Below are 14,527 nucleotides of genomic sequence, written 5' to 3'. Positions count from 1 at the left end.
AAATGAAAAAATCAGGCATTTATATTCTGCTGACGCTGCTTGTAGGTCTGGCAGGATGCAATACAAAAAGTACGGAGGCCACCACCGCCACTACCACAGCCATACCTGTAAGTGTTGAAGAAATATCAACCACGGCCCTCAGCAATGATGTTTCTGTAAGTGGGAATATTGAGGGTAACACTACTGTAAGGCTGGGTTTTATGGTAGGAGGTAAGGTTAATCTGATAACCGCCCGGGAGGGACAAACCATCAGGAAGGGGCAGTTACTGGCCAGCCTGGACCCCAGCAGTTATGCCATAGCCAGACAATTGGCAGAGGTACAGGTAAATGCCGTAACCGATGAATACAACCGTTTGAAAACCCTCCATGAGCGTGGAAGCGTAACCGACAGCGATTTTTCGAAAGTTAGTTTTTCATTACAACAGGCCAGGTTACAACTGCAGCTTCAGCAAAAAAATGAGGCAGATTGCAAACTATACACGCCAATTGGCGGGGTATTGCTCAAGAAAATGAGTGAAACCGGCGAAATGGTGGGTGTTGGTATGCCCGCATTTGTGGTGTCTGATATCAGTAAAGTAAAAGTGCTGGCGTATATACCCGAAGGTGAACTGCATTATATCAGAATTGGGCAGCCTGCCAGCATTACCATTTCTGCGCTTGCCAAAACCTTCAGCGGTAAAGTAATAGAGGTAGGGTCGGCAGCTGACCCGTCGACCAGAGCTTTTACCATTAAAATTGAAGTAAACAACCCGGGGCTTGTTATCAGGCCGGGTATGATAGCCGAGGCTAAAATTGACGCTGATACCACCACAGAGGCCATTGTTTTAAGCGCTGAGGCCATCAATCATGACATCAATAACCAAACCTATGTATATGTGGTAGATAAAGCCCGAAACAAGGCCTACAGAAGAGAAGTAAATATCGGCAAAATGATTGAAAACAAAATTGAAATCATCAACGGGCTGAACAAAGGAGACCTGGTGGTTGTGGCCGGTCAGAATAAAATAACCGATGGCACTGCTGTCATTTATAAATAATTACCGACATGAACATTATTCAGGCATCATTAAAATATAAGCAAATATCGTTATCGGTATTGTTAATGCTATTTGCAGTGGGTATTCAGTCGCTTCTGAATATGCCACGTCGCGAAGACCCCAAAATTGTGGTCCGCACGGGTCTGGTAATAGCCTATTATCCCGGCGCTAATTCTGTTCAGGTAGAAGACCAGCTCACCAAAAAGCTGGAGCAGTATCTGTTTCAATATGAAGAGGTAAACAAAGCCAAAACTTTTTCGACCACCAAAGACGGCGTAGTGGTAATTAATGTAGAACTGACAGAGTCAGTAAAACAGCCGGATATATTCTGGAGCAAGCTGCGGAACCAGTTATTGGTGGCCAGGCAGATAGATTTGCCTGAAGGCGTAATGGGGCCGATAGTGAATTCAGATTTTGGCGATACGGAGGCTATGGTAATTGCGCTTGAAAGCGAGACCGCCTCACCAACCGAGCTTAAAAATTACGCGCAGAAGCTGGAAGATTATTTACGTGCCATACCGGCTACCTCAAAAGTTAAGCGCATCGGTGAGCAGAAAGAAGAAATTGTGGTTTCGTCCAGCTCAGAAAAGTTATCGCAGTATGGTATCAGCATGCAGCAGGTTGTAAAGGTGCTGCAGTCACAAAATGCCATTAACCCAACCGGAGACATTAAAACAGCCAACAGCGAAGCGCCGCTATACACCAACGGGTACTATAACACAGAAAAAGACCTCGCTAACCAGATTGTAGGTACGTCGTCTACGGGTTCAGTAATTAAGCTGGGCGATATTGCCACTCTTAAACGTGAGTATGCCGAACCCCAAAGTATAATTACCGTAAACAGCCACCCTGCTATTCTGCTTGCCATACAAATGCATGAGGGTAATAATATTGTTCATTTTGGTGACGCAATTGAGCAAAAAATTGAGCAGGCCAGAGGGGTTATTCCCAGTAATGTCAAAATTACTACCGTTGTTAACCAGCCACACCTGGTGCAGGAAAACATCTCGCATTTTATCAAAGAGTTTTTTCTGGCAATTGTTTCGGTAATTATAGTAGTTATCTTATTGCTTCCTTTTCGCATTGCTGCCGTGGCAGCTACGGCCATTCCGGTTACGGTGGCAGTTACCTTTGCTACCATGCACACCCTGGGTATAGAGTTACATCAGGTTTCACTGGCCGCTTTGATTCTGGTTCTGGGAATGGTGGTAGATGATGCCATTGTGATAGCAGATAATTATGTAGAGCTACTGGATGAAGGTGTTGACCGATGGACGGCCGCATGGAGAAGTGCCAGCGACCTGGTTATGCCTGTGCTGGTGGCCACCGTAACCATTATTGCCTCCTTTATGCCCATGGTATTGTTAGATGGCAGCATAGGCGAGTTTATCTTTGCCCTGCCTATTACTGTGGCAATAGCCTTATTGTCGTCTTTTGTGGTAGCCATGCTGCTTACGCCTATGCTGTGTTACACTTTTATTAAGAAAGGGCTGCACCAGGCTGAAGCAGAAGAAAACAAGGGTAGAAAGCGTAAATCGTTGCTCGACTACATGCAGACGGGCTATAACCGATTGCTTGAAGTTTGTGTAAAATATCCGAAGACCACCATATTGGCCAGTTTGATTCCTATTGCACTGGCAGGGCTATTGTTGACGAAGGGTGTTCGACAATTGTTTTTTCCTACTGCCGAAAGAAACCAGTTTGTAATTGAGGTATGGTTACCAACAGGCACCAAACTTGAGAAAACCAGACTGGCGATTCAGAAGGCTGAAAACCTGGTGAAGAGTGATGAGCGCGTGAGCTCTTATGCTACATTTACCGGTACCGCTGCACCCAGATTTTATTATAACTTTTCGCCTGAATTTCCAACTACTAATTACGCACAGATTCTGGTGAATACAACCACCGACAAAACTGCCGAAGAACTGGCTGAAGAACTGAGCCGGAAAGTAGACGCCGCCATACCCGAAGGCACCACTTTTGTGAAACTGATGCAGCAGGGCTCGCCGTTGAAAGCGCCGGTTGAAGTAAGAATAGTTGGTGATGACATTGTGAAACTGAAAGACATTGGCAATAAGGTAGCCGGCATAATTAGAAATACCAAAGGCAGCAGGTATGTGCGCAGCGATTTTGCCGAAGACTACTACGGCATAGGTATTAACCTGAAACCCGAAGCCGGCAGATTAGGCTTTACTACCACCAGTATTTCGCAAACGGTTTATACCGGTTTTACCGGAGCATCAATTTCTACCATGTACGAAGGCAACAACCAGATTGGTATAGTGTTGAGGCTGGACGATGTAAAACGACAAAATACAGACGACCTTCAAAAAGTCTACCTGAAGTCGCCGGTTACAGGTGTCAACGTGCCATTAAGACAAATTGCCGATATTATTCCGCAATGGCAGACAGGTAAAATTATGCATAGAAATGGTGTTCGCACCTTAACGGTTCAATCTGATTTATCAGATAACATGCTACCTGCCGAACTGCTTGAACAGGTGCAACCCACCATTGATAAACTGGCTTTGCCGAATGGGTACCATATAGAATATGGTGGCGAACATGGAAACAAGGAAGAAACCCTGAGTGAAATGGTAACGGCTATGGTGGTTAGTCTGGTACTTATTTTCTTTATTCTGCTGTTTCAGTTTAAAAACCTGAAAGAAACGACCATTGTGATGCTGACCATCCCCTTGAGTTTGTTTGGCGCAATTCTGGGCTTATTTGTAACCGGCAATAACTTTAGCTTCACGGCTTTTATAGGGCTCATTGCTTTGTCGGGTATTGTGGTCAGAAACGCCATTATATTAGTAGACCACACCAACGAACTGTTGAAACATGGTATGGATATCAGAACGGCCGCTATTGAGAGTGGAAAGAGACGTCTGCGCCCGATTTTCCTGACCGCCATGGCAGCCGCCATAGGTGTACTGCCCATGATTATCTCAGGGTCGCCCATGTGGGCGCCATTGGCCAGTGTGCTGGCTTTCGGGGTGGTCTGGAGCATGATTATGGCCTTATTGACAGTGCCGATTCTCTACATCGGCTGGATTAATCCAGGCGATAAAAAAGATGTGTTAACGAAAAAATAAAGCCCTGAAATATGAAAACTTTCAAAATATCAACGAGTGTATTTGTAGGCTTTTTAGTAGGTATTCAGTTGGTTTCAGCACAAAACGCGAAAACTTACTCTATTCAGCAGTTGACTGATGCCGCCTTAAAGAACAACCATATACTGGCCATTAAGCAATGGCAGGTAGAGGAGAAGAAAGCTAAAATTAAAGAAGACGAGATAAAACGTCTGCCTGTTGTGAGCCTGAGCGGAACGTATCAGTATAACCTGAATCTGGCCGATATAACTATCCCGGCAGGAACAATAGGTGTAATACCCTTAAGCGCCACCAATCAGGTGCTTTTACCTAACGAAGACCGGACATTTAAAGTAGGCGAAAAAAGTACGTATAATGGCGGCGCCGCTGTTTATCAGCCGATTTCTCAGCAGGCAAAAATTAAAACAGGCATTGAGTTAAGTAAGCTGGATGTGAGCGTATCAGAAAAAGAAAAACAGAAGATAGCTTTGCAGATAAAGCATGGCATTGAGCAACTGTATTTTGGCATATTGATAAGCCAGAAACAGATGGAAGAGGCGCAGGCTAAACTGGCATTGGCACAGGCAAGGCTGGCAGATGTTGAAAATGCCCTGCTAAGCGGAAAAACCATTGATGTAAACAAGGCAGGCCTGATGGCCGGTATTGCTGATGAAGAGCAGAATATGCTGAAATTGGACTTTCAGATTCAGAATTACAAGGCCGATATGGCAAAGCTGACCGGTATAAAGGCGGAAGATTTTAATGTTGACGGCATTTCGGATACTTTACCCGACCTGCCCACTATGGATTCTTTTGCAAGCGAGATACCCAATAACCCCGACTTGCAACTGACAGAACTTACCAGAGCCAGAACCGAGCTGGGTATTAAAGCAGCCAAACAAAGCAACAGACCGGATGTGGGTTTGGTGGCAGGGTATGTGGTACAGGGTGGAAACCCCATTATGCCTATGAATAACCCCTTTGTAGGCCTAAGCCTGAAATGGAATATTCAGGACCTGTATGCCAACAAGCAGGTGCTACAACAAAGAACATATCAATTAAAGCAGGCAGAAGAAAACATAATGAACACCCGGCATCAACTTGCCTATGATATAGAAAAAGCCTACCGGAAGGCGAGGCAAAGTAAGGCATTGGTAAATGTAGCAGAGAAAGCGCTTCAATACCGCAGAGAAGAACTGAAACTACAAAACGACAGGCTGGCTGCCGGTATGAATTTAAAAACAGATGTACTAAACACCCGTGCATTGGCAGCCAAAGCAGAAGCCGATGTGTATTCAGCCAGACTGGCTTACATTCTGGCCATTTCAGATATCAATGCGCTGATAGGTAAGTAAGTATGAGACCAAAAATTAAACTGTGTTTAAGTAAAGTTATAAATTTGCTGAAACTTTTTACTTGACACAGTTTAGTTTACACCACCCAGCAAGATATTATCGGTTACCCCCTTTCTTTTCTCTTTCCATTTACTGCTTTTTTTAGCAAAAAAGTCTAACGATTTATAACACGATCTCAAAAGCATTTGGTACCTTTAAAGTAAACTAACTTCATCATTTGTTAATTTAACATTTAAATAATCTGTTCTTATTAATACTTTTCCCGAAGATGATTTAATAAAAACAACTCCTTTTTTTAAATCAAGAAAGTATGATGATTTATGAGATTGCTTACTATTGATAGGTTTCAAAAAGAAATTATAAATAGTTGTCCCTCTAATAGCTACTTTTTTAACAAATGTAACTTTTCTTAGTTCACCTAGTATACAAATTTGTCCACCTTGACAATTATGGTAATCGAAAAATATTTTCCATTGATTATTTGATTTATGATACCACACTTGATTAACTATTTTATCAAAAAAAGATTAATTTAGTCAAAACTGACTAATAAAGAGTAGTTTACAAGAACCGAAAGAGTTATCGGTAACGATTTAGTAATGGTGCTTACTGCACTTGCTTTCATTCAATTACCTTGTAAATCATTATTGCAAATTTATAAAAAATAAAGGTAAAGCATTGAAACTTTACCTTTATTTTTCGTCTTGCTCGTCCATTCTTTTGATAAGTGCATCCCGAAGACTATCAAGGAACTTCGTTCGGTTTATCTTCCTGCCTTTCAGTTCCAAATAGGAATGGTAGAAATCCCCTAAGTCAATATTAAACATATTCTCAAAGGTCTTGGCAATGATTTTAATGTCGGCATTCCCGTTGTCAATGGAACCCTGCGAATGCAGTGAATAAATCAATTCAATGAGTGAAGTTTTGCTGCCCGTCCAGTTCAAAGGTGTGGTTTCAAATAGCTTTCTCTGATTGTTATTACTCAACTGGTCTTCAAGATAAACCTGTATCAAATCGTTGGCAATAATCTTGGCAACCTTGTAATCGTGGGATGTTGTGAAATTATGGTCGGCTTCAAAATAATACGTGTCTAAACTTAACTTTATATCGTGCTTGCCACGCAAAAAGAATTTATTGTCGAGGTGGGTGCTGTTGGTTCTATAATACTTGTAAAATTCCAGATTGGCATCGAAATATCGTTTGATTTTGGAAAGCTCTACATTAAGATATTTCTTGATGGTTTTATCCCCTCCACGTGGTCTTTTAGTTTCAATCTTGTAAATCGAATTGAAGTAGATGAGCTTAGAAACCAACTGCGGTTTTAACTGCTTGAAAAATAGTATTTCCTCTTCATCATCTTTAAAGCCATTTTTCTTAATGTATTTCTTTATCTCTTCAAGTTTCTGTAAGACCAGTCCAATAGCATTTTCATACGATACCAGTGAATTACTCGGCTCATAGGTCAATTCATTTATTCTATCGTCTAATTCGCTTATTATAGTTTGGCAATAATCTATCATCGGAACCGGAATTTAAAGTGTGAAACCAATTAAAAAGTATAAAATGAGGCAGCAATTGCAGATAGCCCACAATAAATTGCCTCATTTTAATATGTACTGAAAGGGTATGAGAAAGCCCTATCCTTTATTAGAAACAGGATAGGGCTAAGAGATTAAACCGCTAATGGTTCTGCTTTAAAGCCTTTTTTCTTAACGATGGCAACTATTTCATCTTGTGTTATGCCCTCTGATTTTACGGTTAGAATTTTGTCATTGTTAGCTGTATCTACATTCCATTCGCAGATACCGTCCGCACTATCCAAATCCGCTTTTACCTTTGATACACAACCACCACAATTAAGATTGGTCTTGAACTGAAATTCTGTATTTTCCATATTTTTAAACTTTATTTAATATTTTTTGAACTGCCACAAAATTCAACATAATCCCTAAGCCTGCTATTGTGATATTCTGGGTTTAATTTGTGACATTTACTGTTTTGCGGACTATAAATGTTTGTGGGCGTGATGGCTGTGGTCTTCTTCCGATTTTTCTCCCTCTGATACGGTAATCGTGAAATCTGCCGTATGCACCACGTTGTCTATTTTGAATTGTACCCATACTCTGTAAAGCCCCGCTTTTTTGATAAGCGTTTCGGCATAGATTGGGAAATTCTCTTTTGAAACGGGGTGTATATGTAGAAAATCCTTATCGGCTTTGCTTATCATTACGATATGGGCAGTCGCTCCGAGATAGTTCTGCATAACCTCTTCAGCTAATTTCTTGCCCTCCTTTTCTACTGAAAACTGCAAGCCCTGATTTCTGTTTGTTTTGAAATCCTCGCCGTTAAGCAGCGTTACCGTAAAACCATCTACGGTTGAAACCAACTTTGTTTTTAACTCGGTGGTTTGGGCTGATGCCGTACCTTTTACCTCAATGGTTTGCTTATTGACCTCTCCCTCGGCTCCGTTCGGTTTGTAGTCCGTAAATAACAGGTATTTGCCTGCTGCCGGGAATGTTTCTGAAACCTTATAAGAACCGTCTGCCTGTTCTTCGGGGTGAATATGGTCAAACCAGGTCAGCTCCTCATTCACTACCAAAACGTGCATTTTCATTTCGTGCACTACTTCCAACGGTACATTTTTACCGTGTTCTGTAACGGCAATGGATAAGTTTGTCGGTTTGCCTGTTTCGACATTTTGCGGGTCGGCAGCCACTTTTACGTCAAACTGGCTTTTCTGATTGTTAACAGGTGTCAAAGCCATACCACATTTAGGGCATTTATCGCCTTTGTTTCCTGTTACTTCCGGGTGCATCGGACAAACGTATGCGCTGTCGTGATTTGCGTGCTGATGTGTATTCATATCCTCTGATTTTTTATTATTACTTTCCGAATTGTTACAGGCAGATAAGGCTGCCAGTGAAACAAACGTGCTTAGCAATATGGTTTTTAAATTATTCACTTATCTATCTCTCTTACTACAATACAAATTTCCGCATTAAATGGGTTGTATCTATTGTGATATTCTTTGTTTGATTTACGATTTTTACTGATTGCTAACGCTGTTCTTTTGGCTCATAACAATCCTGGTAACGACTATCAATGTGATGATAAGCATCGGTATCAATGCAATGTTTACGCCGTTCCAACCCCAGTAATTAAACAAGCTGCCTGCGAAGAAGCTCGCTATACTGATTACTGCAAAAACCGTGAAATCGTGGAAAGCCTGCGTTTTTTCTTTCTCTTCAGGTCTGTACACTTTGGTTAGCAAGGATGAACCACCGATAAACAGGAAGTTCCAACCTAAGCCCACAATAAACAATGCAGAAACGAAATGTACAAAGCCTGTTCCCATCAGGGCAATAACGATGTACAGGGACAAAATCGCCAAGCCTGAAATAATGATACGGTAAACACCGAATTTCTGAATGAGCATACCTGTAAAGAACGAAGGCAGGAACATACCTAATACGTGCCATTGGATAACCGTTGCTGAACTATCTGACGAATGTCCTACACTATGCATCGCTATCGGTGTAACGGTCATTGACATTCCCATTACGGCAAATGCGGTAGATGATGCCAGTATTGCAAGGATGGTATCTTTATTCTTAATGATTTCTTTTAACGGGCGACCTTTCTTAACTGCTTCCTTGGTTTGTACCGCAGATGTTCTTTGCAGCTTTAGAAAGGAAACAACGCCCAAAGCGACCACACTTAACAGGATAATGGAAAAGTAGGAATAAGCGTAAGGAACCGCCCCTAAATGTTGTGTAAACCTCGCTAAGTTGGGTCCGGCGAAAGCCGCAACAACGCCACCCGCAATAACGAAAGAAATTGCCTTGCTTTTCGCATTGTCGGGAACGGCATCTGCCGCCGCAAAACGGTAGTATTGCGAAAAGCCCTGATAAGCACCAATGAGCATATTACCTACTGAAAACAGCCAAAAGGAATTTTGGATAATGGCGTACCACGAAACCAAACCCGACAAAACGCCTATCAGCGTACCTATCATAAAGGCATTGCGCTGACCTAATTTTCTAATGATGAGGGATGCGGGTATCATCATACCTGCCGTACCTACGGTAATCATTGCCAATGGCAAGGTCGCCAGGTTTTTATCGGGAGCCATTTGTAAGCCTACCACACCCGAAAGCGTAATTACCAATATGGATGCAGTCTGAAACAGCGCCTGCGAGGTAAACAGAAGATACACGTTGTTCCATTTTATTTTTGCTGTCATAATCTTAAAATTTATGATACAAAATTGGCAATTTGCTTCGGGCTGTCTATTGTGATATTTCTTGTTTGATTTGTGAGGTTTACTGATTTAGCCCGGTATTGTAAATGCAAAAAGGTCATAGCATAATCGCTACAACCTTTACTTGTTCTTTGAATAGTTCTTTTAGTAATTGAGCGAAAGCCCTGCACCAAAGCCCATATCACTATCATAGTGCGCCCTGATACCGATATGCCTTGTCAGGATGTACCGCAGGTCTGCCATATACTCCAAATCGGTATTGACCATAAACCCGGCTCTTAACCGTCTGGAGATAGGTATATCCTCCCGCATCAATGAAACCCTGAAAATACCATCGTGGTAAACTTCTGCCTGTACATTAACCAACATCGGTAAGGTGTACATTACCCCTAAGCTCACAGCAGCCCTGTTGTCCTTTTTATTAACCTGTCCGAAGAGGTTTTTCTCGTGCTCGTCCATTCCCATTCTGCGGTATCGCCAGTCGAAGCCGACAAAAGGCATCAGCCATTGCATTTTACCGATGTAACGCCCTAAATGGGTTTCAACTTCGTAACCGTGCATATCGTTGTAACCCAAACGCCACTCCGTGCCTAAGCTGTAACGGGCATTCATCAGCATTGCTTCCCCGTCTATACCGTTGGTAGCAAAATCGCTCTGCGCCATCAGGTGCGGCATATTGCTTTCACGCTGTAACATCTTGTAGGCTTTAGCCTTGTTGGGCAATTCAGGATTTTTATAATCGTCCACTGCAAACACCCTGTTCATTCCCGCCATCATATGATACAGGATATGACAATGAAAAAACCAATCGCCCTCGGTATTGGCAAGGAACTCTATGGTATCGGTTTCCATCGGCATAATGTCGATGATGTTTTTCATCGGTGCATTTTCGCCGTGCTCATTCAGTACCCTGAAATCAAAACCGTGCAGGTGTATCGGGTGGCGCATCATTGAGTTATTGTAAATCGTAATCCTTAATACTTCGCCTTTTTTAACAGGTATCTTATCCGTTTCTGTCAAAACCTTATTATCCATACTCCAAACGTAACGGTTCATATTTCCCGTTAAAGTAAATTTCAGTTCCTTGACCGGGGCATCTGCCGGAAGCGTGGTATTATGCGGCGATTTCAACATTGAGTAATTCAGTGTTTTAATATCGCTCAACGCATTGGCATTATAGCGGTTGGGGTCTTCGTCCTTGCTCATATTATGGTCGCCGTGATGCTCCATAGCTGGCTCTTTATCCTTACTTTTCTTACTTTTTTCTTCGCCTGTAATCTCCGGGTACATTACTACGTTCATATCCATTTGGTTCAGGCTCATATTCATTCCCATATCGTCAAGGTCGCCGTTCATCTTCATCATATCGTTCATCATCTGCATACCCTCAAAATATTTCAGGCGTGGCATTTCCCCTACTAACTGTTTTTTACCGTTTCCAATAAAATAACTTGTGGATTGGGTGCGGTCTTCAGTGGTTGCCATAAACTCAAACGCTTTACCGTCTTCGGGAATGGTAACGACCACATCGTAAGTTTCAGATACAGCAATTATCAGTCTGTCCACCTCAACAGGCTCCACATCGTTACCATCACTTGCCACTACGGTAATTTTACCGCCTGCGTAGCGTAGCCAAAAGTAAGACGATGCACCGCCATTGGAAATGCGCAAGCGTACTTTATCACCTGCTTTTAAGGGCTTGCCGTCAATGCTTTTTAAATCGGTATGATGATTACCATTCATCATTACACGGTCGTAATACACATCGCTCACGTCCATTGCCAACATACGCTTCCATTCGTTGGTCAGCTTGGTTTTGAATTTACCGCTTCTAATGGCTTCGGCGTAGCTTTGTGTTGCGCCTTTCCTTATCGCAAACCAATCACTTGCAGCGTGCAACATACGGTGTACATTGTTGGGATTGAGGTTCGTCCATTCGCTTAGCATAATGGGGATTTCCGGCAAATCGTCAATTCCTTTTCTGAATGTTTTATCATTAGCCCTTTTGTGCATTATAAAGCTGCCGTACATACCAATTTGCTCCTGTAAACCTGAATGGGAATGATACCAATGCGTTCCTGTCTGGATAATCGGGAAACGGTAAGTATAGGTTGTGCCCGGCTCAATCGGCATTTGTGTTAAGAAGGGTACGCCGTCTTCTTTGTTGGGCAGGAACAAGCCGTGCCAGTGCAGGGATGTACTTTCTTTTAACTGGTTATGCACTACGATTTCCGCCGTGTCGCCCTCTGTAAATTCAAGTGTGGGCATCGGGATTTGCCCGTTTATAGCGATTGCCCTCTTCTCCTTGCCTGCAAAGTTTACCACCGTATCTTTTACATACAGGTCGTAATGAACTACCTTTTGGGCAATGCTGACTTGTGATATGAAGAGTGCCAACAGGGTTAGCGGCAACAGCTTTTTGTAAAAATTTTTTTGATTATCCATTTTAAAAATCGCATTGGTTATAAAAGTTAAAAGGCATTGCCCAATGAGCAATGCCTTACTGGGTTATTATTTAGTTTCGGCAACCTTACCACAGGTAAGCATAGAGGAACCGTAGTAAGGATTTTTAATTTCCTTTTCTTTGCTCAACCAATATGCTTTTTTCATCGGGCAATATTGGTAGTAAACAGGTTGGGTGACTTTGTCAGAACCTTTTACCAATTTCCACAGTACGGTAGATACATCGTTGAAAGCGGCTCTTTGCTTTTCAAGGTTATTACCTGCTTTGCTTAACTTGTCTGTGGCTTTCTGCAATTCTGCTTTCTGTGCAAAATTGCCCTCACTTTTTACGGCTTCATTCAGTGCGGTAATGGCGGTGCTTGCCGCTTTGCTATCGCTGCTTACTAAAGCATTTTTTACGCTGATGTAGTTGTTCAACAGGTTGCCTGTATTCTGTGCATAAGCAGAAACTCCAAACAACATTACGGTCATTGCTACTATTAGATTTTTCATTTTTATCCTTTTTAATGATTAGTGAATGGCTGATTATATTATTGTGAAATGGGTTCAGCTTTAAACCCTTTTTTCTTGATGATGGCGACAATCTCGTCTTCGGTAATACCCTCTGCTTTTACAGTAAGTATTTTATCGGTGTTCGTAGTATCAACGTTCCATTCGCAGATACCGCCTGCGTTATCTAAATCTGCCTGCACTTTTGATACACAGTTACTGCAATTAAGGTTTGTCTTGAATTGAAGATTTTTGCTTTCCATTGTCTTGAACTTTTATATTGTTTTTGTTAGTACAAATTTCGGGACAGAATGCGCTATACTGTTTGTGAAATTCCTTGTTTGATTTATGATATTTACTGATTGTACTTCAAAATAGCTTCGACTTGTAATATTTCGGTTTTGTTTTGTGACTTTTACTGATTATAGTGCCCATTCAGAATAAGCGGAATACATTTACTACCGAATAACGCTAACTGTTTATAAAATGGCTATCAAAACCTTTCTCTCGGTTTTGCATCGGGCTATGTTGTAGCTCCGGGTTCTCAACCCCAACACGATTGCACAAATCCTCTTTGTGCAACAACCTTTATTGCAAAATCACACATAATATAATTTTTAAAAATCTTTATAATGACAAACGATTTAAAGAACGTCGAATACGGCTTGGATAAGATATTCGAGGGTGCACAGGACTTTTTACCGATTTTAGGAACGGACTACGTGGAATTTTATGTAGGCAATGCCAAACAAGCTGCCCACTATTACAAATCCGCTTTCGGGTTCCAGTCTTTGGCGTATGCCGGACTGGAAACGGGCTTACAGGACAGGGCTTCCTATGTGGTAAAGCAGGATAAAGTAAGACTGGTATTAACGACTGGGATGCGCTCTAATTCCGAAATCAACGAACACGTAAAGAAGCACGGCGACGGCATCAAAGTAGTGGGGCTTTGGGTAGAAGATGCCCGCAAAGCCTTTGAAGAAACCACGAAAAGAGGTGCAAAAGCCTTTATGGAACCAACCGTAACCACCGACGAAAACGGAGAAGTTGTACAATCGGGCATCTATGCGTATGGAGAAACGATTTTTATGTTTACCGAACGCAAAAACTACAACGGCGTATTTATGCCGGGCTATGAAAAATGGGAAACTGAATATAACCCTGCGCCTGCGGGACTGAAATACATTGACCATATGGTGGGCAATGTGGACTGGAACCAAATGGACACCTGGGTAAAATGGTTTGAGGAAGTAATGGGATTTGAAAACTTCCTTTCATTCGATGATAAGCAGGTTTCTACCGAATATTCTGCCCTGATGTCTAAGGTAATGGCAAACGGTAACGGCAGAATAAAATTCCCGATAAACGAACCCGCAGAGGGCAAAAAGAAATCACAGATTGAAGAATACCTTGAATTTTACGAGGGCGAGGGCGTTCAGCATATTGCTGTAACTACGGACGATATTGTAAAGACCGTAAACAATCTTAAATCAAGAGGGGTTGAATTTTTGTCAAGACCGCCACAGGCATATTATGATGCCATTCCTGAACGTTTAAAAGCACATATGCACCGCTTTAAAGAAGATATTAAGGAATTGCAGGAGTTGGGTATTCTGATTGATGCGGACGAAGAGGGCTATTTATTACAAATCTTTACCCGCCCGGTTGAAGACCGCCCAACATTCTTCTTTGAGGTCATCCAAAGAATGGGTGCAAGAGGTTTCGGAGCAGGAAACTTTAAAGCATTGTTCCAGTCTATTGAAAGAGAGCAGGAAAGAAGAGGAACCTTGTAGATTTTTTTTATTTTTATCAAAGTCCTAAAATTAGTTT

12 protein-coding genes are annotated in these 14,527 nt (G+C 42.0%); 4 read left to right on the top strand and 8 right to left on the bottom strand.

What is annotated here, in order from left to right; genetic code table 11:
- Positions 1-2 precede the first annotated feature (2 nt).
- From C0V77_RS12725 to C0V77_RS12715, 3 genes are read left to right on the top strand one after another with little or no spacing between them, the layout of a single operon-like run.
- Positions 3-1,037, top strand: coding sequence for an efflux RND transporter periplasmic adaptor subunit (locus C0V77_RS12725; protein WP_101726720.1), 1,035 nt, complete (start codon positions 3-5; stop codon positions 1,035-1,037).
- 8 nt (positions 1,038-1,045) lie between these two features.
- On the top strand, positions 1,046-4,132 hold the full coding sequence (locus tag C0V77_RS12720) for an efflux RND transporter permease subunit (RefSeq protein ID WP_101726719.1): 3,087 nt from the start codon (positions 1,046-1,048) through the stop codon (positions 4,130-4,132).
- An 11-nt stretch (positions 4,133-4,143) separates the two neighbouring features.
- Positions 4,144-5,484, top strand: a complete 1,341-nt coding sequence (locus C0V77_RS12715) for a TolC family protein (protein ID WP_101726718.1) — start codon at positions 4,144-4,146, stop codon at positions 5,482-5,484.
- A gap of 194 nt (positions 5,485-5,678) precedes the next feature.
- On the opposite strand, the gene C0V77_RS23175 is transcribed toward C0V77_RS12715, so the two are convergent.
- The 8 genes from C0V77_RS23175 to C0V77_RS12675 form a co-directional block, all read right to left on the bottom strand.
- Positions 5,679-5,984, bottom strand: coding sequence for a hypothetical protein (locus C0V77_RS23175; protein ID WP_101726717.1), 306 nt, complete (start codon positions 5,982-5,984; stop codon positions 5,679-5,681).
- Between the two features lie 192 nt (positions 5,985-6,176).
- On the bottom strand, positions 6,177-7,004 hold the full coding sequence (locus C0V77_RS12705) for an RteC domain-containing protein (RefSeq protein WP_095073077.1): 828 nt from the start codon (positions 7,002-7,004) through the stop codon (positions 6,177-6,179).
- A 152-nt stretch (positions 7,005-7,156) separates the two neighbouring features.
- Positions 7,157-7,378 (bottom strand): heavy-metal-associated domain-containing protein, encoded by a 222-nt coding sequence (locus C0V77_RS12700; protein ID WP_091520439.1) that lies wholly within the window; start codon positions 7,376-7,378, stop codon positions 7,157-7,159.
- A gap of 111 nt (positions 7,379-7,489) precedes the next feature.
- Positions 7,490-8,347, bottom strand: coding sequence for a heavy metal-binding domain-containing protein (locus C0V77_RS12695; protein WP_216824435.1), 858 nt, complete (start codon positions 8,345-8,347; stop codon positions 7,490-7,492).
- A 183-nt stretch (positions 8,348-8,530) separates the two neighbouring features.
- Positions 8,531-9,727 carry an MFS transporter gene (locus tag C0V77_RS12690; protein WP_101726716.1) on the bottom strand — a complete coding sequence of 399 codons (1,197 nt, stop codon included), beginning with the start codon at positions 9,725-9,727 and terminating at the stop codon, positions 8,531-8,533.
- A 162-nt stretch (positions 9,728-9,889) separates the two neighbouring features.
- Positions 9,890-12,190 (bottom strand): multicopper oxidase family protein, encoded by a 2,301-nt coding sequence (locus tag C0V77_RS12685; RefSeq protein ID WP_095073080.1) that lies wholly within the window; start codon positions 12,188-12,190, stop codon positions 9,890-9,892.
- A gap of 66 nt (positions 12,191-12,256) precedes the next feature.
- A complete protein-coding gene (locus tag C0V77_RS12680) occupies positions 12,257-12,700 on the bottom strand; it encodes a DUF3347 domain-containing protein (RefSeq protein ID WP_091520433.1) in 444 nt (147 codons plus the stop codon).
- A gap of 38 nt (positions 12,701-12,738) precedes the next feature.
- A complete protein-coding gene (locus tag C0V77_RS12675) occupies positions 12,739-12,960 on the bottom strand; it encodes a heavy-metal-associated domain-containing protein (protein WP_095073082.1) in 222 nt (73 codons plus the stop codon).
- Between the two features lie 369 nt (positions 12,961-13,329).
- Here C0V77_RS12675 and hppD point away from each other — a divergent pair, with 369 nt between their 5' ends.
- Positions 13,330-14,490 carry a 4-hydroxyphenylpyruvate dioxygenase gene (gene hppD, locus C0V77_RS12670; protein WP_027384831.1) on the top strand — a complete coding sequence of 387 codons (1,161 nt, stop codon included), beginning with the start codon at positions 13,330-13,332 and terminating at the stop codon, positions 14,488-14,490.
- Positions 14,491-14,527 lie beyond the last annotated feature (37 nt).

It is taken from the genome of Emticicia sp. TH156, assembly GCF_002855535.1.
In the GTDB taxonomy this organism is placed as follows: Bacteria; Bacteroidota; Bacteroidia; order Cytophagales; family Spirosomataceae; genus Emticicia; species Emticicia fluvialis.
Note: the sequence above shows the minus strand (reverse complement) of the source record. Positions and strands in the feature narration are given on the sequence as shown.

Coding starts and splice junctions, on each gene's coding strand:
- hppD (WP_027384831.1), top strand. CDS start 13,330: ATGACAAACGATTTAAAGAACGTCGAATACGGCTTGGATAAGATATTC.
- C0V77_RS12680 (WP_091520433.1), bottom strand. CDS start 12,700: ATGAAAAATCTAATAGTAGCAATGACCGTAATGTTGTTTGGAGTTTCT.
- C0V77_RS12700 (WP_091520439.1), bottom strand. CDS start 7,378: ATGGAAAATACAGAATTTCAGTTCAAGACCAATCTTAATTGTGGTGGT.
- C0V77_RS12690 (WP_101726716.1), bottom strand. CDS start 9,727: ATGACAGCAAAAATAAAATGGAACAACGTGTATCTTCTGTTTACCTCG.
- C0V77_RS12725 (WP_101726720.1), top strand. CDS start 3: ATGAAAAAATCAGGCATTTATATTCTGCTGACGCTGCTTGTAGGTCTG.
- C0V77_RS12705 (WP_095073077.1), bottom strand. CDS start 7,004: ATGATAGATTATTGCCAAACTATAATAAGCGAATTAGACGATAGAATA.
- C0V77_RS12685 (WP_095073080.1), bottom strand. CDS start 12,190: ATGGATAATCAAAAAAATTTTTACAAAAAGCTGTTGCCGCTAACCCTG.
- C0V77_RS12695 (WP_216824435.1), bottom strand. CDS start 8,347: ATGAATACACATCAGCACGCAAATCACGACAGCGCATACGTTTGTCCG.
- C0V77_RS12715 (WP_101726718.1), top strand. CDS start 4,144: ATGAAAACTTTCAAAATATCAACGAGTGTATTTGTAGGCTTTTTAGTA.
- C0V77_RS12720 (WP_101726719.1), top strand. CDS start 1,046: ATGAACATTATTCAGGCATCATTAAAATATAAGCAAATATCGTTATCG.
- C0V77_RS12675 (WP_095073082.1), bottom strand. CDS start 12,960: ATGGAAAGCAAAAATCTTCAATTCAAGACAAACCTTAATTGCAGTAAC.